Raw genomic sequence first — 26160 nt, 5'->3', positions numbered from 1 at the left:
GGCAGGAACCTCACCTTGCTTGAGGGTAATGCTCAGGATAATAACCAGTTCAGGAATCGCTCCCACTCCTTGTGAATCCATTGTGGCACTACTCAATAATTCGCTCCTAATATCTATTGTCACGCTACCGTTTGCCGTGGAGTAGCGCTGTCGATATCAGGCCTTTAGGCCCACTTTACCCATGTTCCTAGGGACTGGGCTTGACCGGACCCGACAGGGGCGGCGATCGCGTCAGTCGGTGAAATCGCAGGATAAAGATCGCCCCGGCGGTGGCTACTCCGGTGGACTGGCCAATCCAGAGTCCTACCCCGCCCAGCCCGAGCACAAACCCCAGCAGGTAGCCCAGCCCAAGGCCCACACCCCAAAATGCCACTGCGCTCAGCACCATTGGAGTGCGGGTATCTTGCAGGCCGTAGAGGGCTCCGGAGGCCACCCGCTGCACCCCGTCACTGAGCTGCACCAGAGCCGCCACCAGCAGCATGGGCATGGCCAGGGCCAGCACCGGTGCATTGGCTGGGTCAGCCAAATCCAAATACAGGCCAATAATCGCCGGGCGAAACAGCAGCAACCCCAGGGTGGCCAGCAGCATGAAGGCTGCGGCGATCGCCATGGCCACGTACCCCGCTCGCCGCACCTGCGCCCGATCCTGCTGGCCCAGGGCCTGCCCCACCCGTGCCGTGGTCGCGTAGGACATGCCCAGGGGCACCATAAAAATCACGTAGATGGTCTGGTATACGGTCTGGTGGGCCGCCAGCACCTCGGGGCCGAGAATGCCCATCAGAATGGTGACTACCCCAAACAGGCCAAACTCCAGGGCGACGGTCATAGCAATCTCCCCCCCCATGGCAGTCATCCGGCCCATCAACCGGGGCTGCACCCGCTGCCAGCTCCGCCAAAATCGGTAGGTCTTAAGCGTTGGGTGGGCCAGAATATACAGCAAAAACAGGCCAAACATTAGCCAGTAGCTCAGGCCACTGGCCAACCCCAGCCCCCCCAGCCCGAGGGCTGGAAACCCCCATTTACCAAAGCCCAGGGCGTAGTTGCCGGCGATGTTAAAGGCCGTCCCCACCAGCACGATGACAATCACCACCTGGGCCTGGGACAGGGCCGAGGCGTAGCTCCGCAGCAGGGTAAAGGCCAAAGCCGGAAACGCTCCCCACAGGATCCACTGGAAGTAGGGGCCAGTCAGGGCGGCAATCGCGGCATCCTGACCCAGCCCCAGCAGCACCCGGTCGAGCTGGCTCAGCACCGCCATCATCGGCAGACTCAGGATCAGGACCAGCCAAAATCCCTGCCGCGTTACCGCCTCAACCTGCCCCTTTTGCCCGGCCCCGTAGGCCTGGGCCACCAGCGGCCCTACCGTCATCACCAACCCCCCTACCACCGCCAGCAGCAGCTGAAAGCTAATTGCCGCCAGCCCTCCGGCGGCCAAAGTTTCCGCCCCCAGCCGCCCCATCATCAGCGTGTCGATAAAGCCCACCGCCGCCTGGGCCACCTGAGCCGCCGATAGCGGTATGGCTAGGGCGAGAAAGGCCTGCACTTCCAGGCCATTCTTAGTTTGGGCAATCGATCTAACCCATGTACGCATCGAAAGATCATGCCCTAAATATGGGACCCCAGCGATCGGGCTACTTACGGCAGCGGCCTTTTGGGCCAGTCCTGTTCTCCCCATTCTGCATTGCGCAAGGCTCACCCTGCCGCCTTTCCAAAGGCATCAAAGGCATTCCAGGGGGGACTTGAGCACCCAACCGAGCTGGACAGCGTTGGGGGTGCAGGTCGTTGCGACTAACCGACGTCGCCTCTACCTACAGCATCGCCAGGCGAGACTTCAGGATCGCCGCCTGGGCCTCGGCCTCGGCCAGGGCATCCCGTGCCCCCTGCACCACCTCGGCGGGGGCTTTGTCCACAAAGCCGGGGTTGCTCAACCGGCCCGAGAGGGACTTGATTTCGGCCTCGACCTTGGTCAGGTCTTTTTCCACCTTGGCCCGCAGGGCGTCCACATCCACCACTCCGGTCAGGGGAATCAGCACCTGTACGGTGCCCGTCACCCCGGCGAACAGCTTTTGGGACGGCTCCGAGGTTTCGTCAGTCGGGGCAGCGGTGCTGCCATTTTCTGCGGGCGGGGCAACAGGGCGCAGGGCTGGGGGCCTGGCTTTTGCAGCGGCGGTGTCGTCGCCAAAGATCTGGCGTCGCCAGGTTTGGTAGGTTTGGGTAAGGCGCTGGCGATCGCCCCCCGTGAGCAGATTCTGCCGCACGAAGTTGACCACCACCCAGAGGCCGACCAGCTCCATCAGGGTGCCAAAAATGGGCGTGGTGTCGACGGCATGGACCAGGGCACCGCCAAACTTGAGCAACACCACCCCGGCAAAAATCCACAGCAGGGTAAAGGCCGGGCGACGAACATCCTCAAAGAACGCGCCCGCAAAGTGCAGGGGCTCTTCAAACAGCGGCAGCATGGTGTGCCAGAAGTCCTGCACCTCGGCCACCACCGGATTGTCGCCCAGCTTCGCCAGGGGGCTGGGGGGCGAGCCCGATTCGGCGGCGTGGGCGGTGGAAACCGGCTGCTTACCGCCCAAAATCACCAGGGTGTCGATCTTGCCCAGGTCTTTGATGTAGTCGGCGGTGGCGTGCAGAATGTGGCGCTCGGTGGCGCTGTCGCTCTCCAGAATGGTTTCGATCCGCAGGCTAGGCTTGATCCCCGCCTCGGCCCGCAGGTTGCGCACGGTGCGCACGGTGTTAAACACCAGGGCAAACTGCTGCTCCAGGTCGTCGTCCACCAGGCCCTCAAAGGGGGTGGGGTAGGGCTGCACGGCGAGAAACTGGTCGTCGCCCACCTGGTTGAGGGTGTGCCACAGCTCCTCGGTGATGTGGGGCATAAACGGGTGCAGCAGCTTGAGAATGCCGTCCAGCACAAAGGCGAGGGTCTGCTGGGCGGCCGTGAACTTGGCCGACCCCTCACCCTGGAGGCGCGGCTTGACCAGCTCGATATACCAGTCGCAGAAATCGCCCCAGACAAACTCGTAGAGTTCCTTGGCGGCCTCGCCCATGCCGTAGGCGTCGAGGTTGTCGCGCACGCTGGCTACCACCCGGTTAAAGCGGGACAAAATCCAGCGATCGGCCAGCTCCAGGCTATCTAGATCGGGCACCCCCAGGCTTAGCGGCGACTGCCCGCCCAGGTTCATCATCACGAAGCGGGAGGCGTTCCACAGCTTGTTGGTGAAGTTGCGGCTGGCTTCCACGGAGGCCGACTCATCGGTGCTGCGATCGTACTCCAGGCGAATGTCCTGGCCCGCCCCGGTGACTTCGCGAATCAGGGTGTAGCGCAGGGCATCGGTGCCGTACTTGTTGATCAGCACCAGCGGGTCGATGCCGTTGTTGGCCGACTTCGACATTTTTTTGTTGTTCTCGTCCCGCACCAGGCCGTGGATGTAGACGGTCTCGAAGGGCATGGTGTCGGTGAAGTGGCCCGCCATCATGGTCATGCGGGCCACCCAGAAAAAGATGATGTCGAAGCCCGTGACCAGGGTGGTGGTGGGGTAGTAGGTCTGAAAGTCCTGGGCTGATTCATCGGGCCAGCCCATGGTGGAGAAGGGCCACAGCCCGGAGGAAAACCAGGTGTCGAGCACGTCGGGGTCGCGGGTCAGGGTCACCCATTCGCCAAACCGCTCGGTGGCCTTGGCTTTGGCTTCCTCTTCTGTCGCGGCCACCACAAAGGGCGTGTCGTCGGTGATTTCGCCGCCGGTCTCGCTCACGGCGTACCAGGCCGGGATCTGGTGACCCCACCACAGCTGGCGCGAGATACACCAGTCCTTCAAATTCACCAGCCAGTCGCGGTACACCTTGGTCCAGCGCTCGGGCACGAACCTGGGCGACCGGCGGTGGTCCAGGTAGTCCAGGGCATTGTCGGCCAGGGGGCGAATTTTCACAAACCACTGGGTGGAGAGCAGCGGCTCGACCGGCACCTTGCCGCGATCGCTGTAGGGCACCGTGTGCCTGTACTCCTCAATTCGCACCAGAAACCCTTCGTCATCGAGCTGACGCACCACCGCGCTGCGGGCCTCGAAGCGATCCAGCCCCTGGAAGTGGGCGGTGTTTTCGTTCATGGTGCCGTCTTTGTTCATGACGGTGATCATGGGCAGGTTGTGGCGCTGGCCCATGGCAAAGTCGTTGGGGTCGTGGGCGGGGGTGACTTTGACACAGCCGGTGCCAAACGCCGCGTCCACGTACTCGTCGGCGATGATCGGAATTTCGCGGTTGACCAGGGGCAAAGTCAGGGTTTTGCCGACCAAGTGCCGGTAGCGATCGTCGTTGGGATTCACCGCCACCGCCGTGTCGCCCAGCATGGTTTCGGGCCGGGTGGTGGCCACTTCCACGTAGCCCGAGCCGTCGGTGAAGGGGTAGCGGAAGTGCCACAGGTGGCCATCAACCTCGCGCTGCTCCACCTCCAGATCCGACACCGCCGACTGGCTGGCGGGGCACCAGTTGACCAGGTAGTTGCCCCGATAGATCAACCCCTCGTCGTAGAGCTGGGTAAAGGCGGTCAGCACCGCGTGGGACAGCCCCTCATCCATGGTGAAGCGCTCGCGGCTCCAGTCTACCGAGACCCCCAGCTTGCGCAGCTGGTTGACGATGGTGCCCCCGGACTCGGCCTTCCAGTCCCAGGCTCGCTCCAGGTAGCGATCGCGCCCCAGCTCCTCTTTGCTGGTGCCTTCGGCCTGCATCTGGCGATCGAGAATAGTGGCCACGGCAATGCTGGCGTGGTCGGTGCCGGGCAGCCAGAGGGTGTTGCGCCCCGCCATCCGCTGGTAGCGCACCAGGGTGTCGATCAGGGCGCTCTCAAAGGCGTGGCCCATGTGCAGGCTGCCGGTCACGTTCGGTGGCGGAATCACCACGCAGAAGGGCGCACCGGGGTGGTCGGGGTCGGCCCTAAAGACCTGGTTTGATTCCCACTGGGTTTGCCACTTGGTCTCAGTTTGAGTGGGGTCGTACTGGGCAGAAAGCGTGGGAATGGAAGCCGTCATCGTAAAACCTGGAGCGTGGAACCGTTCTAACAGACAGTGTACCTATGGATTCTGCCATTTTAATCTCTGTTGAGCAGGGCCCCGCGATCGCCGCAACCATCCCAGTCAGTGCCAGCGCGACCCCCAGTCCAGCAAGAGACGCCAACCCGCTGGGCAGAACGTTGGCGACACTGGCGCAATCAGAATTTTTGGGATGGCTGAACTCAGGTATCAGGAATGGTTGGCCAACGTATGCCGCAGAATACTAGACCTCCAGCAGCGCCAGGGCCCCCTGGAGCTGCTGTTTAACCGAGGCCGCCGATCGCGCCAGGGCTGCTTGCTCATCGGCGGTCAGCGACAGTTCCAGAATCTCTTCCACTCCCCCGCGCCCCAGCCGGCAGGGCACCCCCAGGTAAAGGTCATCCAGGCCGTACTGACCGCTCAGGTGGGCCGCCAGGGGCAAAATGCGCCGCTGGTGGCGCAGTATCGCCTCCACCATGACGCAGGCGGACGAGGCTGGGGCGTAGTAGGCACCGCCCTGCTTCAGCAGCTGCACAATTTCAGCGCCGCCGTTGCGGGTGCGATCGATCAGCTCTGCCAGGCGATCGGCGCTCAGCAGCTCACCCACCGGGATGCCGCCAACGGTGGTGTAGCGGGGCAGGGGCACCATCAAATCGCCGTGGCCGCCCAGCACCATGGCCGACACCTCCTGGGGGGGCACCCCCAGCTCCCAGGCAATGAAGCGCTGAAACCGGGCCGAGTCGAGCACCCCGGCCATGCCCACTACCCGCTGGGGAGGCAGTTCGCTGGCCCGCCAGGCCAGGTAGGCCATCACATCGAGCGGGTTGGTAACCACAATAATGCTGGCCAGCGGCGACACCGCCAGCGCCTGCCGCACCGTCTCGATCACAATCTTGCCGTTGGTCTGGGTGAGGTCGTCGCGGGTCATGCCGGGGCGGCGGGGTAGCCCGGCGGTAATCACCACAAGGTCGGAGTGGGCGGTGTCCTGGTAGTCGTTGGTGCCGACGATGCTGCGGTTGTGGCCCTCGCTGCCCGCCGCCTGGGCCAAATCCAGCGCCACCCCCTGGGGTCGCCCCGCCACAATGTCGATCAGCACCACGTTGGCCAGGTTGTGCTCCAGCAGGCGCTGGGCCAGGGTACTGCCCACGTTGCCCGCCCCCACCACGGTAACCTGGCTGGGGGGGCGATCGACGGCGGCGGGGGAGGCATTCATGGCATTCAAAACACTAGTTAACGCTAGGTATGGACGCTGGACAGCGGTGAGGGCGATCGCAGTACCGCCATCCAGGCAGCAAACCCATCGGCAGCGGCACCGCCCCAGGCCAGCAGGCATCAATCCAATCCCTATCGCCCCCATTAATACCGCCAAGTCCTGAACTAACGGTCTACCTTTGGGAAAACTACAGATCTAAACCGGAAATTGGTCGCCTGGAGCCCTACCGAAGTGATTTGGATCATGGTCAAGGGTGACCCTTAGACGCCCCTTTTCTGACCGGCCAGATTTTTCAAAAATGCTTACTGACACTTCACAAACCTGCCGTAGGTGACCCGAGAAAAATAAGAGATGCTTAAGGCAAAGCCTCTGAAATCGTTCCTGTTATGAAAGATGTCACTCCCCTGACTGCCCCCTCGTCAGGGCCAGGGCTACCCACTGCCGATGCGCTCCCAGCCGACACCGACAGCAGTGCCCTGGTGGCCGACCTGGCGGTGTCGCCAGAGTGCAATATTCGACTCTTTAATGGTGGGGAGACTATTTTTACCGAAGGCAGTGCTCCCGACCGAGCCTATATTATCGAGTCGGGATACGTCGAAATCTTTGTGGGGGCTGGGGCCGACTCGCTGCAGCTCAATGTGCTGGGGCCGGGCGACATTTTTGGCGAAATGGGAATTATCGATGCCTCCCCTCGCTCCGCATCGGCCAAAGCCATTGGCCCCTGTCGCTGCATCGTCCTATCGGCGGCGCTGGTGGCCGAAAGAATTGAATCCTCCTCGCCGATGGTGCGGCTGTTGATTGCCATGTCGCTACACCGCAACCGCGCCTACAACACCTACCTTAAAAGCCTGGCCAGGCCTCAACTCAGTCTGCCCCAGCCCGCTGTCACCGAGAATACCTACGCTAAAAATCAGCAGTACCAGCAGATTTTAGAGGATATCAAGCTGGAGTCGGATCTGCAAAATGCCGTGGGCAACGACGAACTGTTCTTGATGTATCAGCCGCTGCTAGATCTCAACACCCGGAGCATCATTGGGTTTGAGTCGCTGCTGCGGTGGCAATGTCCCCAGCGGGGGCTGATCACCCCCCAGCATTTCATTGCCCTGGCGGAAGAAACCTCGCTGATTTTGCCCATGGGTGACTGGATATTAGAGCATTCCTGTGCCAGCTTGCGGCGGTTTCAAGACCAACTCGATCGCATTGGCCAGAGCCAGACAAACTTTTTTGTCAGCGTCAACATTTCGGTGCGCCAGTTTCAGCAGCCCGACTTTTTTGATCGGCTGATGGCCTGTAGCCAGCGCCACGGGGTCAGCGCCCACCAAATCAAGCTGGAGGTCACTGAGCGGATCTTTTTAGACCTAGATGAAATTGACGCCATTGACTCCATCGGCAAGTGCCGGGCCGCCGGGTTTGAGGTGTCCCTCGACGACTTTGGCACCGGCTACTCCAGCCTCAACTACCTGGAGCGCTGTGAAATTGACTGTCTCAAAATCGACAGGTCGTTTATTCACAAGCTGTGCACCAGCGATCGGGCCAGAATTCTGGTCGGATCAATTATCGATATCGCCCACAAACTGAGCCTGCCTACCGTCGCCGAAGGCATTGAAACCCAGGCCCAGATGGAGGCCCTGCAAGCCATGGGCTGTGCCATTGGCCAGGGCTTTTTGTTTAGCCATCCGCTGCGGTTCAACGAAGCGCTAGCGCTGGTGGGGCAGTCGCTAGCGCCCAATTTTTTGCACCTGGCCTAGCCGGGTTGCTCGGCTAGGCCCGTCTGGAGCGCCCAGCGGCGATCGCCACCTGGCGGGTCGGCAACAGCCCCCGCTGGGCCAGGTACTCCTGCAGCTGACGCGGCGTCAGCTTGCACAGGTCTTTGGCCAGTTCCTGCACCTGCAGCCGCCCGTTTACCCCCGCCAGACAGTCGCGCAACAGGCCTAAAATTTGCGGTTCTGCCACCAGGATCAGAGTGTTGAGGTCGTAGGTCGCCACCAGCGTATCCATCTGCGCCCCGATGGCCTGGGCAAAGCGGCGCTCAAATTCCACCAGATGGTTGCCCCGGTGGTCGTCGTAGCTGTGGCCCCGACTGCCGCTGCCCCGGTTGCGGCCGGTCTTGGTGTTGGCCCACAGGTCCTGGCCCGCCATTTCTATGGCTGGATTGAACAGCTCGCAACGCTCGATCAGGTCTGGACCGGACTCCAACTCGGGGGCATCCAGGGGTTCTAAGGTTAAGAACCGGGCTTTGGCACCATCCACTACGGCGACGAGGAAGCGTGTCATAGGATCTCCGTTGCTATTGGGTTTGGTGGCGATCCTAACAACTCCCTGGGACGCGTTGGGGAGCATATATAAAGGTTAATTTCTATTCAAGAAGAGTTAAAAGAAGCGTGTTCACGGGGGCAGCGTCTGTTTCCGTCAATGCCATTTGGTGTTGATTTGAATAGCGTTTTATGAATGAACGTGAAGGCAATTCAGGGCAAATCTCGAAATGCGTTGCTGAACACGGATGTGAATCAAACAGCAAAGCCTCTGATGGGGCAAACGGCTGTTTGCCCCCACCAAATTCATGCCTCGATTCAGGATGAAAGCGCTTTTCGACAGGGGACTACAGCAACACAGCCGCTCGCTCCGCCAGGCTCGAGCGCTCCCCTTTGGTGAGGGTGATGTGCCCCGCCAGGGCTTCGCCCTTGAAGCGCTCGACCACGTAGGTGAGGCCGTTGCTAGAGGCATCGACGTAGGGATTGTCGATCTGCTCGGGGTCGCCGGTCAGAATGATTTTGGTGCCCTCTCCGGCGCGGGTGAGGATGGTTTTGACCTCGTGGGGGGTGAGGTTCTGAGCCTCGTCCACCACCAAAAACTGCTTCGGAATCGATCGCCCCCGAATGTAGGTCAGGGGCTCGATCTGCAGGAGTCCCTGGTCGATCATCTCTTCGTGGCCGCGCCGCCAGTGCTCGGGTCGACCGCGCATGTCCTGGGTGCCAAAGATCAGGTCAAAGTTATCGTAGAGGGGCTGCATCCAGGGGTTGAGCTTTTCGCGAATATCGCCGGGCAGATAGCCAATGTCGCGGCCCAAAGGCACGATGGGACGGGCAATTAGCAGGCGCGAATAGAGGCGTTCGTCGGCTACCTTCTGCACTCCGGCGGCGATCGCCAGCAGGGTTTTGCCGGTGCCCGCCTTGCCCACCAGGGTCACCATCGAAATCGAGTCCTGCAGCAGCAGCTCAAAGGCGAAGCGCTGCTCCCGGTTGCGGGGCTGCACCCGCGACACCCCAGCGTGGGGCAGTTTGGCCAGGGGTACCAGCTTGCCGGTGCTGCCCTGCACCAGGGCCAGGGCGGTGTGGGTGGGATTGGCCTCATCCACCAGGGTGACGGCCTGGTTGGGGTACAGCGGCACATCGAGCTTCAGGTGGCCGTCGCTAAACAGGTGGCTAATCGACTCGGCGGAGGTCATCACCTCCAGGGTGCCGGTATAGAGCTCGTCAAAATCGACTTTGTCGGTTTCGTAGTCCTGGGCCACCAGTCCCACGGCATCGGCCTTGATCCGCAGGTTGGTGTCTTTGCTGACCAGCACCACCGGCAGGTCGTGGTGGTGCCGGTACTCCATGGCCACAGCCAGAATGGCGTTGTCCCCCTGGTCGCCCTCCAGTTCGGGCGGCAGCTGACGCAGGGTATCGCGGTGGCACAGGGCCACTTTCAGCGTGCCGCCTTTTTCCAGATCGATGCCCTGCACCAGCGAACCCCGCTGACGCAGCTCATCGAGGGTGCGCGACACGTAGCGGGCGTTGCGACCGGTGTCGGCGGTGCCTTTCTTGAAGCGGTCCAGCTCTTCGATAATGGTGATCGGCAGCACCACGTCATTGTCCTCAAACCTGAATATTGCCATCGGATCGTGAAGCAATACGTTGGTATCGAGGACGAATACTTTTTTCATAGATGGGCAACAGTTGAGACGGTAGGCCCGACCTGATGACTCACAAGCCTGCGATCGCAGCGCCAGTCCCCCTGCCGGGCTATGTTCAGGAACGCTCTGGTAGATGCCGGTCCCCTGCCAGTACAACAATTCTGCATGCCCAGGGGCATTGGCTCCAGACCGACCAGCGGTCGCGACCGACTCTAGAATGGCTGTTTAGACACTGTAGCGGATTTCTTTACCATTCCCGAACCCGGCTGCGAACACTGCCCGTAGGCGGACCAGAGGCGATCGCTGGCTCAGGGCTACCCGTCCTCGTTTACTATGGCCTATGAGTCGTTACCATAGAGCCCGATCGATCTTTTCTGGACCCCCCATGCGTCTATCCCAAATGCTGTTTGTCACCCTGCGGGAAGAGCCAGCCGAGGCTGAAATTCCCAGCCACAAGCTGCTGCTGCGGGCGGGCTATATGCGCCGCATTGCCAGCGGGGTCTACGCCTACCTGCCGCTGCTGTGGCGGGTGTTGAACAAAATTTCCGACATTGTGCGCGAGGAAATGAACGCCACTGGAGCCCAGGAGTGCCTGCTGCCCCAGCTCCAGCCCGCCGAGCTGTGGCGGGAGTCGGGCCGGTGGGACACCTACACCAAGGCAGAGGGCATCATGTTCTCCCTGGTCGATCGCCGCCAGCAGGAGGTCAGCCTTGGCCCCACCCACGAGGAGGTGATCACCGCCGTCGCCCGCGACATGATTCGCTCCTACCGGCAGCTGCCCCTGCACCTTTACCAGATTCAGACTAAATTTCGCGATGAGATTCGGCCCCGCTTTGGGCTCCTGCGCGGCCGCGAGTTCATCATGAAGGACGGTTACTCCTTCCACACTGACGAGGCCAGCCTGAAGGAAACGTACCAGGAGATGTACACCGCCTACAGCGCCATTCTGCGCCGCTGCGGGCTGGAGTTTCGGGCCGTAGATGCCGACTCGGGGGCGATCGGCGGCTCGGGCTCGACCGAGTTTATGGTGCTGGCTGAGGCGGGCGAGGACGAGGTGCTCTACACCGAAGACGGCCAGTACGCCGCCAACGTGGAGAAGGCGGTGTCCCACCCGGTCGAGGCGGTGCCCTCCACCTTTAGCACGTTTGAAAAACTCGACACCCCCAACACCCCCACGATCGAGTCGCTGGCCCAGTTCCTCAAATGCTCGCCCACCCAGATCGTCAAGAACGTGCTGTACCAGGCGGTGTTTGACAACGGGAAAACGGTGCTGGTGCTGGTCAGCATTCGCGGCGACCAGGATGTCAATGAGGTGAAGCTTACCAACGAATTGACCAAGCTAGCGGCCAACTACGGCGGCACCGCCGTGATCGCCCTGGAGGTGCCCGACCCGGAGGCCCAGCGCCAGTGGGCCGCCAAGCCCCTGCCTTTAGGCTACATCGCCCCTGACCTGGGCGATGACTATATTGAAGGCGGCAAAGCGGTGGAACCCAAGTTTCTGCGGCTGTGCGATCGCACAGCCAGCGACCTGGAAAACTTTGTCACCGGCTCCAACGAATCGGGCTACCACACCGTGGGCGGCAACTGGGGCCAGGAGTTCACCCGGCCCAACCTCGTGGTGGATGTGCGCAAGGCGGCGGCGGGCGATCGCGCCCTGCACGACCCCGGCCAAACCCTGCAAACGGCGCGAGGCATCGAGATCGGCCATATCTTTCAGCTTGGCACCAAGTACTCCCAGGCCCTAGGGGCCACCTATACCAGCGAGAGCGGGGCCGAGCAGCCCCTGGTGATGGGCTGCTACGGGGTGGGGGTGTCGCGCCTGGCCCAGGCGGCGGTGGAGCAGTCTTACGACAAAAATGGCATTGTCTGGCCGGTGGCGATCGCCCCCTACCAGGCGATCGTGGTGATCCCAAACATGGGCGACGACCTCCAGGTGGAAGCGGCCAAGGCGATCTACAAAGAGCTGCTGGCGGTGGGGGTTGAGGCGCTGCTGGACGATCGCGACGAGCGGGCCGGAGTCAAATTTAAAGACGCCGACCTGATCGGCATTCCCTACCGCATTGTCACCGGACGGGCCCTGGGCGATGGCAAGGTCGAGGTGGTCGAGCGGGCCACCGGCATTGTGCAGGAGGTGGCCCTGGCCGAGGTCGTTGCCCTGGTCAAGGGCTGGATCGACGAAGAACTGCTGGCCAGCCGTTAGGGCGTGTCATCAATTCTGGTTACAATCCATATACTATCAGGGTTGCCACGCCCGACCCAAAAAACCAGGCTAGGGGCTTAACCGCTGATTCTCGGGCCATCAGACGTTAATTAATGACAGCCCCTAGCCAGCCCCTCCCTACGCGAAGGACAGGCCATGGAACTGATCACCATCATTCTCTCGACCCTGCTGGGGGTCGTGGCCACCGGGGGCGTCGTGGTCGACACCCTGGCCGCAGCGGCCCTGCGGGATCAGCTGGCCGGGGCCGAAACTCTCCAGGTGCGGATCGACAATGTGCCCAACTATCAGCTGGCCCGCGGCCGCATCGACCACACCCGGATTGCCGCCCGAGGGGTAGAAACCCGCCAGCTGCCGGGACTGCGGATCAGCTCCATCGACATTGAAGCCGACCCGGTGGCGGTCGATCTGGGGCGGCTGCAGCAGGGCGAGCTGGTGCTGGATGAACCGGCCCAGGCCGCCCTGCGCCTGCGTCTCAAAGACGAGGATTTGAATGCCTTCCTGCAGTCGGCCCTGGTGCAGGGCTGGCTCGGTACGCTGCAATTCAGCCTGCCCGGAGCCGTAGGCAGTCGCGAGCAAAACCGCTACGGCCTGGCCAACCCCTCGCTGGAGTTTCTAGAGGGCGATCGCTTCCGCATTGTGGTTGACCTCCAGGACCGGGTTACCCAGGAAAACACCGCCATCGTTGTTAACCTGGGGCTGACGGCCCTCAACGGCCATCGCTTTGCCCTGGTCGATCCCAGCATTACTGTGGACGGTGAAGAAACTCCGCCCCAGCTGCTGGAGTCCATTGTGCAGGGGGCCCAGGAACGTCTCACCCTGCGGCGTCTGGAGGCCCTCGGCGTGGTGGCCCGCGTGATCAACTTCAAAGTCCGTGACAATGAGTTGGATATTGCTATTTTTGCCAGAATAGAGCCAGACTCACCGCTGTTAACTCGGCAGCCAGCTCCAGCAGCTGTCCCCCCCGCCCCCTAGCCAGGCCGTGGGTGACCTAGGCTAACCCTATGACCCCTGTTTGGTACTTCACCATGCACTATCGAAACAAGCTACGACAAATTCCCCTCGCCGTTGTGGCCGGGGTAGCGACCTTGGTAGTGGCCTCGGGCGGGTCTGTGGCCTGGTTTACCTGGCGGGCGCTCAACCCCGCTCCGCCGGTGGCAGAATTTCCCAGCATCGACATCGAAACTGACCCGCTGCTGGCTCTGCCCGAAGTCTCCGCCCCGGTGACAACGCCCAACACTACCGAGACAGCCCCCAAAGATCCGGTGGCCCAGCCCGCTCCAGCCGAAGTGACTGGCCAGGTCTACTGGCTTAAGGACACGGGCACAGGGTTTGATCTGGTGGCCCAGCCCGTCTCCATTACGGCTGACGCTTCCCCCTCCGAGCAAATTGCCGCCGTCTTTGGCAATCTGCTCTCCAAGTCCGGCGACCCCAGCCAGCAGGCGTTTACCACCATCCCCGCCCAAACCCGGCTGAACGAGGCCTCGGTCGAGGCCGACGGTGTCCACGTCGATCTGTCCAGTGAGTTTGAATCGGGCGGCGGCAGCGCCGCCATGATGGGCCGCCTGGGCCAGGTGATCTACACCGCCACCGCCTTCGATCCCAGCGCCCCCGTCTGGATTTCGGTGGACGGCAAACCGCTGACCCTGCTGGGCGGCGAGGGGCTGGAGGTGAGCCAGCCCATGACCCGCAGCGAATTTAACGAAGGGTTTGAGCTGTAGGGCCGGTCCTCAATCATTCAGGCTCGCTACTTAGGCGCTCTACTCATCCCCATCGGGAGGTAGGGCAAACGCATACTCAGGAGGAGAGTAGCCGAATTAGGTAGTCATTATCCCATCCTGCTTGCAAGCGTTTAGCCTTGATACCCCCTTTGGCAAAAGCGTCCTGACGCAGCAGATTGAGGGCGATGTGACGGACGACGGCCAGATTAGCGGGGGCGTGGTCTTTACGAATTCGAGAGGCATCTTCGTGGAAGGCGACATCGAGCACCCAGTGGAGCTGGTTTTCAATACCCCAGTGGCTGCGCACCCCTTGGGCAAAGCGTTGGACATCGCCGTCAAAACTAACGAGATAGTAGCGCTGCTCAATGGTCGGGGGTTGACCGAGGATACGGCGTTCAGCCTCCACGAGGCCAACGCGTTTTAAGCCAACCCAGCGCTCAGCGTTGATGAGGTGCTCGACCCCATCGAGCAACCAGTGGCGGCGGATGAAAGCGGTATGGGGCAGTGGCGATCGCCTTTTACCAGGACCTGTTTGCCTTCCTCTGCCTGCTGCTGGTCACCCCCCTGGCCAGCCTGGCCCTGACACCCCAGGACCTGGGCCTGCTGCTGGTGCTGGGGGTGCTGTGTACCGCCGTCGCCCACACATTATTTATTGAGAGTTTGGCGGTGCTGCGAGCCCAGACCGCTAGCGTGATCAGCGGCCTGGAGCCGGTCTACGGCATTGCCCTGGCGGCCCTGCTGCTGGGGGAAGTGCCCGTCCCCCGCACCCTGGTCGGCGGCGCGATTATTTTGGGCACCACCCTCTGGGCCAGCCTGCCCGACAAGAGCCTGGAGGCCCCGCCCTAGGTCTGGGCCGCAAAGTCGTGGATAAAGGTCCGCTGGGCGACTACGCCAAGGGCCCCGGCGTGGACGCTCTGCACCGTGGCGATCGCCGCCTCAGCGCTGTAGCCCAGCCGCACCAGACAGGCCGCCACCACCGTCCCCGTACAGTCGACTGACTTCTGCTGCAGAGTAATAACCGTTAGGACAGGATACTGCTCAATATATCAATTTTTATTGATGTATACTGGCCCTAGAATCATTAGCTTCAAACCTCTATGTCCACCAGACAGCCTGCCGCTGCCCCAGTCGCCGGGGGACAGCTCAACATTTTCGAGCGCTACCTCACCCTGTGGGTGCTGCTGTGCATTGCGGCTGGCATTGCCCTGGGGCGGCTGCTGCCCGGGGTGGCGATCGCCCTGGATGCCATGAGCATCTACCAGGTGTCGGTACCGATCGCCATCTGTCTCTTTTTCATGATGTACCCGATCATGGTGAAGATCGACTTTGCCCAGGCCAAGCGGGCGGCCCAAACCCCCCGGCCCGTGCTACTCACCCTGGCGGTGAACTGGCTGATCAAACCCTTCACTATGGTTGAAAATGCTCGATTAACGGCGATAGGGGCTGGGCAGAACACATAACTCACTTCCTAGAAATGAGTCTTAATATTCTCATCTCGAGTATGCGTTTGCCCTACATCGGGAGGAAGATCGGCGTTACCATCTGGGGCGACACGGTCTACAATAAGTACCCATGTTCCATCCCCAGAGCGTCCTATGGATCTGGATTTATTCGGTAAGCCCCCCTGCCGCCTGGGCAAAGTGGTGAAGTCCAACTCCCACTGTGACTATGTGGTGCAGGTTGACGATGCCCAGGATGTCTGCTCACCGCCCTCGCCAGAGGACTGCGGCTTTGGCCAGTTTGTCAGCTTTGACAGCGATCGCCACTGGGCGGTAGGGCTAATTTATAACTCGCAGCTGTTCAACCCGCTGTTTCTAAATACCGGGCCGCGCCTCTCCAGCGAACCCGACCCCTTGTTTACCCCCGACCTAGTGCAGGAGACCCGCACCCTGCTGGGGGTGGTTCTGGTGGGGGCTATGGCATCCACCGAAAGCGGGCGAACCTTTGGCAAGCAGGGCATTCCGCCCGTGGTGGTACCCGCCAACACCTCCGTCTACAAAATGTCGCCGGAGCAGGTGCACGGTTTTCACTGCAACCAGGATGGGCAGACTCAGTTTAGCTACTACAGCCACCTGCTCCGCTCGGGAGGGATGTTCGCCGCTCAGCTGGCCCAGCAGGTGCTGGCCGAACTGGTGGAGAGCGGATTGTTCACCGGAGCCGACCAGAAGGCACTGATGGTGCTGGGCAAAGAGCTGAGCTGGAAGAACACCCTGGGAGCAATTCGATAGGCAAAAAACGCTGCTCTGAAAAATTTTGCCATGACGACCTTCGTTGCCCTCGACTTTGAAACCGCCGATCGCTACCCGGATAGCGCCTGCGCCCTTGGGCTGGTGCGGGTCGAGGCAGGGCAGGTGGTCAAGCGAGTGCACTACCTGATTCGGCCGCCCCGCCGCCGATTTGAGTTCACCCACATCCACGGCATCACCTGGGCCCAGGTGGCCAACCAGCCCAACTTCGCCGAGCACTGGCCTGAGATAGCGGCCGTTCTGGCCGGAGCGGAGTTCTTTGCCGCCCACAACGCCCCCTTCGATCGCGGCGTACTCTACGCCTGCTGCCGCGCCTACGACATCGTGCCGCCAGCCCCCGAGTTTGTCTGTACGGTCAAACTGGCCCGCCAGGCCTGGAACATTCGCCCCACCAAACTGCCCAACGTGTGCGACTACCTGGGCATTCCGCTCAACCATCACGACGCCCTCTCCGACGCCGAGGCCTGCGCTCAGATTGCGATCGCCTCCGCCCAGGCTTCCGCCTAAGCTAAAGAGCAACGGCATAAACCCAGCCTTCCCTGACATGACCGAATCGCGCCGATGGGCTGACCCAACCGCCCAAGCGGGGAAGGCGACGGGGGCGATCGCCTACCGGCCCAGAGCCTGGCTAAATCACAATTGGCGAATTTTGGCCAGCTGTGAAATAATAGAAGGCTGTGTCTTATTTTTTTGCCCGCCCTATTTTCAGGTGAACTGTCATGGCTAAAGGCGTCCGCCTCGTCATTACCCTGGAGTGCACGGAGTGCCGGACTAACCCGGACAAGCGCTCTAACGGTGTATCGCGCTACACCACTCAAAAAAACCGTCGCAACACGACGAACCGCATTGAGCTGAAGAAATTCTGCACTCACTGCAACAAGCACACTGTCCACAAAGAAATTAAGTAGTTATCACCCATGGCCTACTTCCGTCGTCGAGTATCTCCAATCAAGCCCGGAGACCCAATTGACTATAAAGATGTCGATTTGCTCCGCAAGTTCATCACCGAGCGGGGCAAAATTCTGCCTCGCCGCATCACTGGCTTGACCGCTAAGCAACAGCGGGATCTCACCACCGCCATCAAGCGTGCCCGCATTATTGCCCTGCTGCCCTATGTGAATGGGGAAGGCTAGGCTAGGCTAAAGATGGCGATCGCTAGGGTGTTGGCTTGGTTGACAAAGGAACGCTAGTCGAATTTAAGCACCAGGGGCAGCCCCGTTTAGGGGTGGTAGACCGGCCCGAGGGCAAAAAAAACTGGGTGGTTATCGACGAGCGTGGTCAAGCCCACACCCTGCACCCGCGCGACTTCAACTATGAGGCCAGCGGCGGTCCCTATAAACCTGGCGATATCGGCCCCTTTGTCGCCGAGGCTGAGTCGTACATCGATCCGTCCAGCCTTGAAATTGCCTGGGAGTTTTTGAGCGAAGCCGGGGAGTCTGCCGACCCGGCGGCTTTGGCGCAGTTGTTGTTCTCAGACCAAAGCCCCGCGTTTTGCTACGCGGCCCACCGGCTGTTGGCAGAAGACAAAGTTTTTTTTAAGCAGAAGGGCGATCGCTACGAACCCCGCCCTGTGGCCCAGGTCGAGGAACTGCGCCTGCAAATTGAGCGCGAAACCCAGCGCCAGCAGGAGTGGGAGTCGTTTATGACCAAGGCTCGCCAGGGGCTGGCGGGCAAAACCGTGGCCTGGGAAAAAGGCGATCGGCCCCGGCTCGAAACCCTCGAACGTCTGGCCCTCTTTGGCGATGAGTCCAGCCAGCGCACCCAGGCGGCAGAAATTTTGAACGCGCTGGGTGTGGCCCCGACAGCGGCGGGCGCATTTGATACCCTAGTGGCACTGGGACTGTGGAGCATCCACGAAAATCTGGCCCTGCGCCGCAGCCAAGTCCCCAGCCACTTTTCTGAGGAAACCCTTGTCATGGCGCAGCAGCGGCTTCAGTCTCCGCCCCCTGACCCAGACGCTCAGCGGCTAGACCTCACTGACCTCAAGGTCTACACGGTAGACGACGCCAGCACCCAGGAAATCGACGACGGGCTCAGCCTGGAAACCCTGGCCGATGGCAGCCAGCGCCTCTGGGTGCACATCGCTGACCCCACCCGCTGGCTGCTGCCGGGGGACGATCTCGACCTGGAGGCCCGCCGTCGCTGCACCACGGTTTACCTGCCCACCGGCATGATTCCCATGTTTCCGCTGGAGCTGGCCACCGGAGCCATGAGCCTGCTTCAGGGCCAAACCTGCTGCGCCCTCAGCTTTGGCATCACCCTCAGCCCTGAGGGGGACATTCAGGACTACCACATTCACCCCACCCTGATTCGCCCCACCTACCGTCTCACCTACGACGATGTGGACGAAATGCTGGAGCTGGGCATTACCGCCGAGCCGGAGCTGCAGGGGCTGGCCCACTGGGCCAAGGTGCGCGGCCAGTGGCGGCTGACCCAGGGTGCTATCAACATCAACATGCCCGAGTCCAGCATCAAGGTGTCCGGGGCGGGCGACGACATTGTGATCGAGGTGTTCAACGACTCGATGGCGCGGCAAATGGTGGCCGAAATGATGATTCTGGCTGGGGAAGCCGCCGCCCGCTACGGTCAGACCCATGCCCTGGCCATTCCCTTTCGCAGCCAGCCCCAGCCCGAGCTGCCCTCCGACGAAGAGCTGATCTCGCTACCCACGGGCTGGGTGCGCGACTCCGCCATTCGCCGCTGCATGACCCGGAGCGAAGTGGGCGTCACCCCCAGCCGCCACGCCACCCTGGGGCTGGACAGTTACAGCCAGGTGACCTCCCCCATTCGCCGCTACCTCGACCTGGTTACCCACTTTCAGCTCAAGGCCCACCTGCGGGGCGAGCCGCTGCCCTTTTCCTCGACCGAAGTGACCGAACTGGCGATCGGGGCCAGCTCCGCCGCCTACGAGGCCACCCTGGTCGAGCGACAGACCAAGCGCTACTGGGCGCTGGAGTACCTGCGCCGCCACCAGGATCGAGTCTGGGAGGTGATGCTGCTGCGCTGGCTGCGGGAGGACGAGGGGCTAGGGCTAATCATGGTCGAAGACCTGGGGCTGGAGCTGGCGATGCGCTTCAACCGGGCCGTAGCCCTGGGTGAACAGCTCCAGGTGCGGGTCAGCCACGCCAGCCCCCGCCAGGACGTAATTCGCTTTGAAGAGGTGGCCGAAAGCGAGGAGTCGGCGGCGGTGGTCACCGCTGGCTAGGGGCTGGGCACCTGGGCCAAAGCCTCCTACCGTTGAGGAGCGGTGCGATCGGTCGGGGCAGCTGATGCGGCAGGTCACCCCGCTGCCCAGCACTGGTATCCACCCGAAAGACAAAGGTGATCAGCGCCGCCACCCCGCACAGGCCCGCCAGCAGCTCCAGCATCGGAGCCAGCCCCAGGGTCTGCTGCAAAATCGGCAGCCCCAGCGTACCCACTACAGCCCCGGCCTTGGCCACCGCTGCGGCCAGGCCTGCCCCACTGGCCCGAATGGGGGCTGGAAAAACCGCCCCCGAAAGCAAAAAGGTGGTGGCGTTGGGGCCAGCATTCATCAGCAGGTTAAATAGCAAAAAGCCGCCAAACACCAGCCCCAGGGCCGTGGGGCTGCCTGGGGGCAGGCCGGTGGAGGCCGCCAGCAACCCCAGCCCTACCGCCATCCCCAAAAAGCCCGTAATTTGCAGCACGATTGGCCCCAGGGGCTGCACCAGCAGCAGCGCCAGCAAAAAGCCCCCGATCAAAAATAGGTCGACGACAGCCGAGCCCTGGGCTGCAGCCATTGTTTGGGGCATGAGGCCCGCCGCTCCACCAAACGCCAGCGCCCCCAGAATAACTGGGGTAAAAATGCCCACCCCGTAGGTGGCAATATCCTGCAAAAACCACGGCACCGCCGCCAGAATCGTCTGGCGGCGGTAGGCCGGGGCAAAGAGATCGCGGTAGGAGGGGCGAGCGGCGGCGGGGGGCGTGGCTGGGTCGGGCTGGAAGGTTGTGGGGGTACCCAGAAGGGTAGTCGCCGCCGCCGATGCCCTGGCGTAGTCTCCCTTGGCCAGCAGGTAGGCCGGGCTTTCCAGGGGGATCCAGAGCCGCAGCAGGGCCACCGCGATCGCCAGGGCCACCCCGATCGCCGAGATCCAGCGCCAGGCGTAGTGAATCGCCACCAGCTCATCGCCGGGGTAGACCCGGTTGAATGTCTGCATTACCAGCAGCCCGGCGATCGCCCCCACCAGGGCCCCCACCGCCTGAAATGAAAACGCGCCAATGACCAGGCGGTTGCGGTGGCGGCTGGGCACGTTTTCCACGATATAGGCCACGCTGATCGGGTAGTCGGCCCCAATGCCAACCCCCACCAGAAAGCGAAATGCCACCAGGGAGGCCAGGTTCCAGGCCAGGGCGGTGCCAGCGGTCGCCACCACAAACAGCACTACATCCGCCACCAGCATGGGCTGCCGGCCAACCCGATCGGTCAGGGGGCCGAGGGTGAGGGAGCCCACCAGCGAGCCGGCCACCGCCGCCGAAGCCACAGCGCCAACCGCCGCTGGCCCCAGGCTGAAGTCCCGCTGTAAAAAGGGCAGCGCCACCCCGATGATAAAAAAGTCGAACCCATCGAGGGCAATCAGGCTGGCGGCCAGCAGCCACGGCACCACCATGGGGCGGGTAATAGCGGAGCGATCGAGGCGCTGCTGAAAGTCAGCGGGTAAAGCGGAGGCAGGCGCAGGCATGGTGTTGGCGATGGGTTTGGCTTCACCCTAGCAAGCTTTGGCCCCGGCAACTTATGGCGTTAGCAATACTCCCCCCAGGCTGTATTGCTGGCGTCAGACGTGCGGTTTTGCGGTCTGCTATTGCTGACGCAGAGTTCTTTAGGCACGACCATGGCCCATCAGCAGATTTACCCCAGGGGATGCACCTTTACCGAGTCCGATTGGGATGCCCTCTACCCGTTCTGGTATCCGATTGCCTTTAGCCGCGATGTCAGCGATCGGCCTGTCACCGCAACCCTGCTGGACCAGCGACTGGTGATCTGGCGCACCAGCGGCGGCCTATCGGTTGCCAACGATATCTGTCTGCATCGGGGTGTGCCCCTCAGCCTGGGCTGGGTGTCGGGGGATGAGCTGGTGTGTAAGTACCACGGCTTTCACTACTCCGCCGATGGGCAGTGCGTCAAGGTGCCGGCCAACCCCGAGGCCAGTATTCCTAAAAAGCTGTGCCTGAAAACCTACCCGGTGCAAGAGGCCTATGGCCTGATCTGGACCAACCTCAGTGGTGGCAACCTGTACCCCCTGCCCGCCCTGCCCGAGTGGGACGACCCCGAGTATCAGCAAATTTTGCCCCAGGCGGTGGACCTCGAGGCGGCGGCGGGGCGGCAGATAGAGGGCTTTTTAGACGTGGCTCACTTTGCCTGGGTGCACACCGAAACCTTTGGCGACATCAACAATCCGGTGGTGCCCCGCTACGAGGTGGTGGCGACCGAGCACGGGCTGCGGGCGGAATACCTCAGCACCGTGAGCAATTTCCCCAAGGCCATGCAGGACCGGGCACCGGCGGACTTTAAGTGGCTGCGGGTGTTTGAGGTATTTCTGCCCTTTGCGGCGCGGCTCACGGTGCACTTTCCGGGGCAGGGGCGGCTGTGCATTCTAAACGCGGCCAGCCCGGTGTCGGCCCGCAAAACCCGCGTGTTTGTGCCGATTTGCCGCAACTTCGACAAGGATATGCCCCTGGAGCCGGTGTACGAGTTTAACTACCAGGTGTTTGAGGAGGACAAGGAAGTGGTAGAAGCCCAATACCCCGAAGACCTGCCCCTGGATATGGCGGCAGAATCCCACATCGGGGCCGATAAGACGTCTATTACCTACCGCCGGGGGCTGCGATCGCTCGGTCTGGGCGCGATCTACACGGCTTGACCGATGGCAGGAGTTAAACCCAGCCCCTTCAAAAGCTAGGGGCAAACGATCGTTTGCCCCTAGCCAAACCGATACCGCGATTCAGCAACGCCATCTCGGGTCGTATTTACTCCTAATGATGACTCGCCCTAGGATGCCAGGGCGATCTCGACCATTTCCTGAAGCTTGCCGTTCTGGTACAGCTCGATCAGGATGTCGGAGCCGCCGATGAACTCACCGTTGATGTACACCTGGGGAATTGTGGGCCAGTTGGAATACTCTTTGATGCCCTGGCGAATGTCTGGATCGGCCAGCACGTCAACCGTTTCGAAGGGAACGCCCAGCACGTTGAGAATTTGCACCACGTTGTTGGAGAACCCGCACTGGGGCATTAGCTTGTTGCCCTTCATAAACACCATGATGGTGTTGTTTTGAATCAGCTGGTCGAGTTTTTCTTTGGTTGCCGAATCCATGGCGTCGATACCTTTGCAGAATGGGGAACGGTTGAAGAAATCCGGGCCTAGACCTTGTTCAAAAACCAGGCTTTTGCCTGAGTCCAAAGCTTACAGAGTGGTTTTAGCGGGGAACTTAGGCGCTTTGAGCGGCACCTTGAGCAGCCCAGTCGCCTGGAGTGTACGTCTTCAAGGCTAGCGCATGGATGGCTTCGGAGGACATGGCTTCGCGTACGGCCCCGTACACCAGCTGGTGCTGCTGCACCAGGCTGCGCCCCTCAAACTGTGACGACACCACTACCACCTGGTAGTGGTCGCCGCCGCCGGTCAGATCTTGCACCTGCACGTCGGCATCGGGAAGGCCAGCTTTAATCATGGCGCTAACCTGATCGGGAGTAATCATGGCACGGTTTCCTTTTAGGGTAGGTAGCGGGGTACTCAAATTCCCTAAACCCATATTGCCAGGTCAAATGCCCAGTACTTAACCCGGCAGGAATTGAATTTGGCTATGGATGAGCAAGAGAGATGAAGACCCGAACTGCCTACTCGGCGGGGGTGGCAGGAGCGGCGGGGGTGTTGGCGGCGCGCCCGGCGTAGGGCTCATCGACGAAGCCAAGCTCAAACAGCTGCTGATAGGCGCGCTGGCCCAGTTCCCGAGTTGGCTGCTGGCTGCGCAGAATCTCCATCAGCAGGGGCACCGCCTGGTTGGGTTGGTTCTGGGCGCGGTGAACCAGGGCCAGCTGGTAGGAGGCCTGATCCCGCAGCTGAGCTGTTTCCAGAGCTCTTTCGCGATTGCTGCGGTTGATTCGGGTGTCGATGCCGACAAACATCTGGGCCAGCTCCTGGTAGTAGGTCGAGATCTGGTTAAAGCTCTCGCGGGCCTGCCTCAGTTTTTCTTCGGCCAGGGTGTAGTTTTGCTCGGCGATCGCGGCGCTGGCTTCGGTCATCAACTGCTGCCCCGAGGCAATGCTCAGGGAGCTGGAAGCCTGATTGAGCGGACGCACCGGGTCGGCACTGCCCGCCTGAGCCAGCGCTGTTCCAGACAACCCCCCAACCAGGGCTATCGACAATGCCGCAGCGGCCCAACCGCCTAAGGTGTAACGCAAAAAATTAGGAGAAGCGACCATGAACTACAAGGGGGGTGAGGGACAACCGAACAGGAATTTACTGGGGTATCTTATCATCTCAGTATGGTGTAGCACCGATCGGGTGGCCCAGTCAGACAACTGACCCAAGGGAACTACCGTCACGCCATCGCCCGGCCTCAGACCAATTTAGGGGGCAACCGTTCTCGCCGCTGGCCCATTGCCCATGTCCGCCTCCCCTGCCAATCCGCTCGAACCTAGCGGTGGCCCCCGCCCTGCGCTGTGGGGCGAAATTTTGCAGCGCGGTGGCGAAGAACTGCGGCTCGAAAAGGTGCCCACCCGGTTCACAATCCGCCTGGACGACCCCACCGCTCTCCCAGCGCTGCGGCAGCGCCTCAACCCTTTGACCCTGCGGACGGTAGCTGGGGGGGAACTGGTGGAGTGGCAGGTGGCAGCGACCGATCTGGAAAACGACCTGGCCCTGGTTCGTCGCGACCCAGCGGTGCGGTTTGCCAGCCATGTCTATCGCCTGGTCGATAGCCCCCAAACCTGGGTTTACCTGACCGACCAGCTGACGGTGCAGTTCAGCCCCGAGACTGCGGCCGCAACCATTGAGGCGACCCTGGGCAGTCTGGGTCTGGCGATCGAAAAACCGCTGGCGGGTATTTCCAATGCCTGGGTGGTGCGGGTCACGCCTACCGCCGTTGAAAACCCAATTAAACTGGCCAACCACCTGGTCTCCCTGGACGGGGTGCTGGTGGCGGAGCCCAACCTGGCGATCGCCACCGACAGCCTCTACCGCCCCACCGACGATCGCTTCCGGCAGCAGTGGCACCTGTCCCACAGCGGCGGCAACAGCCTGGCGCCGGGGTCCCACATCTCTGCGGAGGCCGCCTGGGATATTACGCGCGGGGCGCGATCGGTGGTGATCGCCGTCAGCGACGATGGCTTTGATCTCAACCACCCCGACCTGCAGGGCACCGGCAAGCTGGTGGCCCCCCTCGATTTGCAGGACAACGACGCTGTGCCGCTGCCCACCCGACCCACCGACAACCACGGCACAGCAGTGGCGGGGCTGGCCATCGGTGAGGAAAACGCCATTGGCATTGTGGGGGTGGCCCCGGGCTGCGCCTTTATGCCCATTCGCACGACGGGCTTTATTGACGATCGCGCGATCGAGCAGATTTTCGACGAGGCGGTGCGGCGGGGGGCGGCGGTGATCGCCTGTAGCTGGTCACCCGCGTCGACCTACTTCCCGCTGACCCTGCGCCAGACCAATGCCCTCACCCGGGCAGCCACCACCGGACGCAATGGCAAGGGCTGCGTGATTGTGTTTTCGGCGGGCAACGCCAACCGCCCGGTCAGCGGCACCATCAACGAAACCCAGTGGCCCCAGACGGTGCTGAGCGGTCCCACCCGGTGGCTCAGCGGCTTTGCCATTCACCCCGATGTAATCGCGGTATCGGCTTCCACCAGCCTCGGCACCAAAGCCGCTTACAGCAACTGGGGTGAGCACATTGCCCTGGCGGCCCCCAGCAACAATGCCCCCCCCAGCATGACCCTGCCCCAGGTGGGGAATGTGGCTACCGGCCCGCCCCTGCGGCAGGCGCTGCCGGGGTTGGGCATGGTCACCAGCGATCGCACCCAGGGAGCGGGCTACTCCAGCGACGACTACACCAATACCTTTGGCGGCACCTCCAGCTCCTGCCCGGTGGTGGCGGGGGTGGCGGGGCTGGTGCTCTCGGTCAATCCCAATCTGACCGCCCGACAGGTGCGCGAAATTCTGCAGGCCACCGCCGACAAAATTGTCGATCGCAACCCCGACCCCCAGCTCGGCCTCCAGTACGGCACCTACAATGCCAGCGGCCATTCCCAGTGGTTTGGCTACGGCAAGGTGAATGCGGCGGCGGCGGTGCGAGAGGCCCAGCGGCGGGCCTTTGCCGGGCGGCAGCTGGGTCGGGTGGTGCAGCAGCAAAACCAGACGCCAGCGGCGATTCCTGACCACCAGCTCGGAGGGGTGGAGAGCGGCGTGGCGATCGCCGCCACGGGCGCGGTTACCGATATTCAGGTAGAGGTCAGGGTTGACCATGGGTTTTTGGGTGACCTCAGCCTGACGCTGATTGCACCCGATGGCAGCAGCGTGTTGCTGCAGGGGCGGACCCTGGGGCGACAGACGGAACTGCGCCAGACCTACAGCCTGGCAACCACTCCAGTCCTAGTGCGGCTGATTGGTCAACCGGCCCAGGGCACCTGGCGGCTGCGGGTTGTAGACAGCGCCCCCGGAGCCACCGGCACCCTGCTGGGCTGGACGCTCACCCTGGGGGTGAACTAGGGGCTGCCATCAATCCCTATCGTTCCTACGCTTCGCGTATAATGCCCCCAATGGCACTCCTGCGCCCCGTCCTGAGGAGACTCAAGAGCGTCCGGACAAGTGGTGTCAACGCTGGAGCGTTG

At 62.1% G+C, this 26160-nt stretch carries 24 protein-coding genes; 13 read left to right on the top strand and 11 right to left on the bottom strand.

What is annotated here, in order from left to right; translation table 11 throughout:
* Nucleotides 1-187: 187 nt before the first annotated feature.
* From NF78_RS03865 to mdh, 3 genes are all read right to left on the bottom strand, one after another.
* A complete protein-coding gene (locus tag NF78_RS03865; protein ID WP_052049747.1) occupies nucleotides 188-1588 on the bottom strand; it encodes an MATE family efflux transporter in 1401 nt (466 codons plus the stop codon).
* A gap of 217 nt (nucleotides 1589-1805) precedes the next feature.
* Nucleotides 1806-5021, bottom strand: coding sequence for a valine--tRNA ligase (locus tag NF78_RS03860; RefSeq protein ID WP_035984958.1), 3216 nt, complete (start codon nucleotides 5019-5021; stop codon nucleotides 1806-1808).
* Nucleotides 5022-5265: 244 nt separating this feature from the next.
* The gene (gene mdh / locus NF78_RS03855) at nucleotides 5266-6234 is read right to left on the bottom strand and encodes a malate dehydrogenase (protein WP_035984957.1); all 969 of its coding nucleotides are present in this window, start codon (nucleotides 6232-6234) and stop codon (nucleotides 5266-5268) included.
* A gap of 386 nt (nucleotides 6235-6620) precedes the next feature.
* Here mdh and NF78_RS03850 point away from each other — a divergent pair, with 386 nt between their 5' ends.
* Nucleotides 6621-7982 (top strand): EAL domain-containing protein, encoded by a 1362-nt coding sequence (locus NF78_RS03850; RefSeq protein WP_052049745.1) that lies wholly within the window; start codon nucleotides 6621-6623, stop codon nucleotides 7980-7982.
* 13 nt (nucleotides 7983-7995) lie between these two features.
* Here NF78_RS03850 and NF78_RS03845 read toward each other — a convergent pair whose 3' ends face one another.
* Together NF78_RS03845 and NF78_RS03840 are read right to left on the bottom strand one after the other, a co-directional pair.
* Complete coding sequence (locus NF78_RS03845) at nucleotides 7996-8508, bottom strand: host attachment protein (RefSeq protein ID WP_035984956.1); 513 nt, start codon at nucleotides 8506-8508, stop codon at nucleotides 7996-7998.
* Between the two features lie 325 nt (nucleotides 8509-8833).
* Complete coding sequence (locus tag NF78_RS03840) at nucleotides 8834-10159, bottom strand: PhoH family protein (RefSeq protein ID WP_035984955.1); 1326 nt, start codon at nucleotides 10157-10159, stop codon at nucleotides 8834-8836.
* A 355-nt stretch (nucleotides 10160-10514) separates the two neighbouring features.
* Here NF78_RS03840 and NF78_RS03835 point away from each other — a divergent pair, with 355 nt between their 5' ends.
* From NF78_RS03835 to NF78_RS03825, 3 genes are all read left to right on the top strand, one after another.
* The gene (locus NF78_RS03835) at nucleotides 10515-12329 is read left to right on the top strand and encodes a proline--tRNA ligase (RefSeq protein WP_035984954.1); all 1815 of its coding nucleotides are present in this window, start codon (nucleotides 10515-10517) and stop codon (nucleotides 12327-12329) included.
* 156 nt (nucleotides 12330-12485) lie between these two features.
* Entirely contained in the window at nucleotides 12486-13322 is an 837-nt protein-coding gene (locus NF78_RS03830; RefSeq protein ID WP_052049744.1) for a DUF2993 domain-containing protein, read from the top strand.
* A 29-nt stretch (nucleotides 13323-13351) separates the two neighbouring features.
* Nucleotides 13352-14068 (top strand): GerMN domain-containing protein, encoded by a 717-nt coding sequence (locus NF78_RS03825; RefSeq protein WP_052049742.1) that lies wholly within the window; start codon nucleotides 13352-13354, stop codon nucleotides 14066-14068.
* A gap of 76 nt (nucleotides 14069-14144) precedes the next feature.
* Here NF78_RS03825 and NF78_RS32170 read toward each other — a convergent pair whose 3' ends face one another.
* Complete coding sequence (locus NF78_RS32170) at nucleotides 14145-14555, bottom strand: ISAs1 family transposase (protein WP_263970628.1); 411 nt, start codon at nucleotides 14553-14555, stop codon at nucleotides 14145-14147.
* A 17-nt stretch (nucleotides 14556-14572) separates the two neighbouring features.
* Here NF78_RS32170 and NF78_RS03815 point away from each other — a divergent pair, with 17 nt between their 5' ends.
* Entirely contained in the window at nucleotides 14573-14914 is a 342-nt protein-coding gene (locus NF78_RS03815) for a DMT family transporter (RefSeq protein WP_052049740.1), read from the top strand.
* Here the strand turns inward: NF78_RS03815 and NF78_RS32810 are convergent.
* The gene (locus tag NF78_RS32810) at nucleotides 14911-15045 is read right to left on the bottom strand and encodes a hypothetical protein (protein WP_263970540.1); all 135 of its coding nucleotides are present in this window, start codon (nucleotides 15043-15045) and stop codon (nucleotides 14911-14913) included. The genes NF78_RS03815 and NF78_RS32810 overlap by 4 nt on opposite strands.
* A gap of 120 nt (nucleotides 15046-15165) precedes the next feature.
* Between NF78_RS32810 and NF78_RS03810 the strand changes: the two genes are divergently transcribed.
* The 6 genes from NF78_RS03810 (at nucleotide 15166) to NF78_RS03790 (ending at nucleotide 19519) form a co-directional block, all read left to right on the top strand.
* Entirely contained in the window at nucleotides 15166-15528 is a 363-nt protein-coding gene (locus tag NF78_RS03810) for an arsenic resistance protein (RefSeq protein WP_035984951.1), read from the top strand.
* 135 nt (nucleotides 15529-15663) lie between these two features.
* Nucleotides 15664-16296 carry a hypothetical protein gene (locus NF78_RS03805; RefSeq protein WP_035984950.1) on the top strand — a complete coding sequence of 211 codons (633 nt, stop codon included), beginning with the start codon at nucleotides 15664-15666 and terminating at the stop codon, nucleotides 16294-16296.
* 30 nt (nucleotides 16297-16326) lie between these two features.
* The gene (locus tag NF78_RS03800; protein WP_035984949.1) at nucleotides 16327-16821 is read left to right on the top strand and encodes a 3'-5' exonuclease; all 495 of its coding nucleotides are present in this window, start codon (nucleotides 16327-16329) and stop codon (nucleotides 16819-16821) included.
* Nucleotides 16822-17033: 212 nt separating this feature from the next.
* Complete coding sequence (rpmG, locus tag NF78_RS28965; protein WP_072015960.1) at nucleotides 17034-17222, top strand: 50S ribosomal protein L33; 189 nt, start codon at nucleotides 17034-17036, stop codon at nucleotides 17220-17222.
* 9 nt (nucleotides 17223-17231) lie between these two features.
* On the top strand, nucleotides 17232-17447 hold the full coding sequence (rpsR, locus tag NF78_RS03795; RefSeq protein WP_017298240.1) for a 30S ribosomal protein S18: 216 nt from the start codon (nucleotides 17232-17234) through the stop codon (nucleotides 17445-17447).
* 35 nt (nucleotides 17448-17482) lie between these two features.
* Complete coding sequence (locus tag NF78_RS03790) at nucleotides 17483-19519, top strand: ribonuclease catalytic domain-containing protein (RefSeq protein ID WP_035984948.1); 2037 nt, start codon at nucleotides 17483-17485, stop codon at nucleotides 19517-19519.
* Here the strand turns inward: NF78_RS03790 and NF78_RS03785 are convergent.
* Nucleotides 19506-21011, bottom strand: a complete 1506-nt coding sequence (locus NF78_RS03785; protein WP_072015959.1) for an MFS transporter — start codon at nucleotides 21009-21011, stop codon at nucleotides 19506-19508. The two genes, NF78_RS03790 and NF78_RS03785, sit on opposite strands and share 14 nt — an antisense overlap.
* A gap of 150 nt (nucleotides 21012-21161) precedes the next feature.
* On the opposite strand from NF78_RS03785, the gene NF78_RS03780 reads away from it, so the two are divergent.
* Nucleotides 21162-22190, top strand: a complete 1029-nt coding sequence (locus NF78_RS03780) for an aromatic ring-hydroxylating oxygenase subunit alpha (protein ID WP_035984947.1) — start codon at nucleotides 21162-21164, stop codon at nucleotides 22188-22190.
* Between the two features lie 128 nt (nucleotides 22191-22318).
* Here the strand turns inward: NF78_RS03780 and grxD are convergent, their stop codons facing one another.
* The 3 genes from grxD to NF78_RS03765 all read right to left on the bottom strand — a co-directional run bounded on the left by grxD (nucleotide 22319) and on the right by NF78_RS03765 (nucleotide 23748).
* The gene (grxD, locus tag NF78_RS03775; RefSeq protein WP_035984946.1) at nucleotides 22319-22642 is read right to left on the bottom strand and encodes a Grx4 family monothiol glutaredoxin; all 324 of its coding nucleotides are present in this window, start codon (nucleotides 22640-22642) and stop codon (nucleotides 22319-22321) included.
* Nucleotides 22643-22757: 115 nt separating this feature from the next.
* Nucleotides 22758-23024 (bottom strand): BolA family protein, encoded by a 267-nt coding sequence (locus NF78_RS03770; RefSeq protein WP_035984945.1) that lies wholly within the window; start codon nucleotides 23022-23024, stop codon nucleotides 22758-22760.
* Between the two features lie 139 nt (nucleotides 23025-23163).
* Complete coding sequence (locus tag NF78_RS03765) at nucleotides 23164-23748, bottom strand: hypothetical protein (RefSeq protein WP_035984944.1); 585 nt, start codon at nucleotides 23746-23748, stop codon at nucleotides 23164-23166.
* Between the two features lie 184 nt (nucleotides 23749-23932).
* On the opposite strand from NF78_RS03765, the gene NF78_RS03760 reads away from it, so the two are divergent.
* Complete coding sequence (locus NF78_RS03760; protein ID WP_035984943.1) at nucleotides 23933-26038, top strand: S8 family serine peptidase; 2106 nt, start codon at nucleotides 23933-23935, stop codon at nucleotides 26036-26038.
* Nucleotides 26039-26160: the final 122 nt, after the last annotated feature.

It is taken from the genome of Leptolyngbya sp. KIOST-1 (assembly GCF_000763385.1).
Lineage (GTDB): Bacteria > Cyanobacteriota > Cyanobacteriia > Phormidesmidales > Phormidesmidaceae > Nodosilinea.
Note: the sequence above shows the minus strand (reverse complement) of the source record. Positions and strands in the feature narration are given on the sequence as shown.

Excerpts from the sequence above, each read along its gene's own strand:
- NF78_RS03780 (WP_035984947.1), top strand. The coding sequence starts at position 21,162 with ATGGCCCATCAGCAGATTTACCCCAGGGGATGCACCTTTACCGAGTCC.
- NF78_RS03860 (WP_035984958.1), bottom strand. The coding sequence starts at position 5,021 with ATGACGGCTTCCATTCCCACGCTTTCTGCCCAGTACGACCCCACTCAA.
- NF78_RS03760 (WP_035984943.1), top strand. The coding sequence starts at position 23,933 with ATGTCCGCCTCCCCTGCCAATCCGCTCGAACCTAGCGGTGGCCCCCGC.
- NF78_RS03830 (WP_052049744.1), top strand. The coding sequence starts at position 12,486 with ATGGAACTGATCACCATCATTCTCTCGACCCTGCTGGGGGTCGTGGCC.
- rpsR (WP_017298240.1), top strand. The coding sequence starts at position 17,232 with ATGGCCTACTTCCGTCGTCGAGTATCTCCAATCAAGCCCGGAGACCCA.
- NF78_RS03800 (WP_035984949.1), top strand. The coding sequence starts at position 16,327 with ATGACGACCTTCGTTGCCCTCGACTTTGAAACCGCCGATCGCTACCCG.
- grxD (WP_035984946.1), bottom strand. The coding sequence starts at position 22,642 with ATGGATTCGGCAACCAAAGAAAAACTCGACCAGCTGATTCAAAACAAC.
- NF78_RS03810 (WP_035984951.1), top strand. The coding sequence starts at position 15,166 with ATGTCCACCAGACAGCCTGCCGCTGCCCCAGTCGCCGGGGGACAGCTC.
- NF78_RS03840 (WP_035984955.1), bottom strand. The coding sequence starts at position 10,159 with ATGAAAAAAGTATTCGTCCTCGATACCAACGTATTGCTTCACGATCCG.
- NF78_RS03805 (WP_035984950.1), top strand. The coding sequence starts at position 15,664 with ATGGATCTGGATTTATTCGGTAAGCCCCCCTGCCGCCTGGGCAAAGTG.
- NF78_RS03850 (WP_052049745.1), top strand. The coding sequence starts at position 6,621 with ATGAAAGATGTCACTCCCCTGACTGCCCCCTCGTCAGGGCCAGGGCTA.
- NF78_RS03770 (WP_035984945.1), bottom strand. The coding sequence starts at position 23,024 with ATGATTACTCCCGATCAGGTTAGCGCCATGATTAAAGCTGGCCTTCCC.
- NF78_RS03825 (WP_052049742.1), top strand. The coding sequence starts at position 13,352 with ATGACCCCTGTTTGGTACTTCACCATGCACTATCGAAACAAGCTACGA.
- rpmG (WP_072015960.1), top strand. The coding sequence starts at position 17,034 with ATGGCTAAAGGCGTCCGCCTCGTCATTACCCTGGAGTGCACGGAGTGC.
- NF78_RS03835 (WP_035984954.1), top strand. The coding sequence starts at position 10,515 with ATGCGTCTATCCCAAATGCTGTTTGTCACCCTGCGGGAAGAGCCAGCC.
- NF78_RS03765 (WP_035984944.1), bottom strand. The coding sequence starts at position 23,748 with ATGGTCGCTTCTCCTAATTTTTTGCGTTACACCTTAGGCGGTTGGGCC.
- NF78_RS03845 (WP_035984956.1), bottom strand. The coding sequence starts at position 8,508 with ATGACACGCTTCCTCGTCGCCGTAGTGGATGGTGCCAAAGCCCGGTTC.
- NF78_RS03865 (WP_052049747.1), bottom strand. The coding sequence starts at position 1,588 with ATGCGTACATGGGTTAGATCGATTGCCCAAACTAAGAATGGCCTGGAA.
- NF78_RS03785 (WP_072015959.1), bottom strand. The coding sequence starts at position 21,011 with ATGCCTGCGCCTGCCTCCGCTTTACCCGCTGACTTTCAGCAGCGCCTC.
- mdh (WP_035984957.1), bottom strand. The coding sequence starts at position 6,234 with ATGAATGCCTCCCCCGCCGCCGTCGATCGCCCCCCCAGCCAGGTTACC.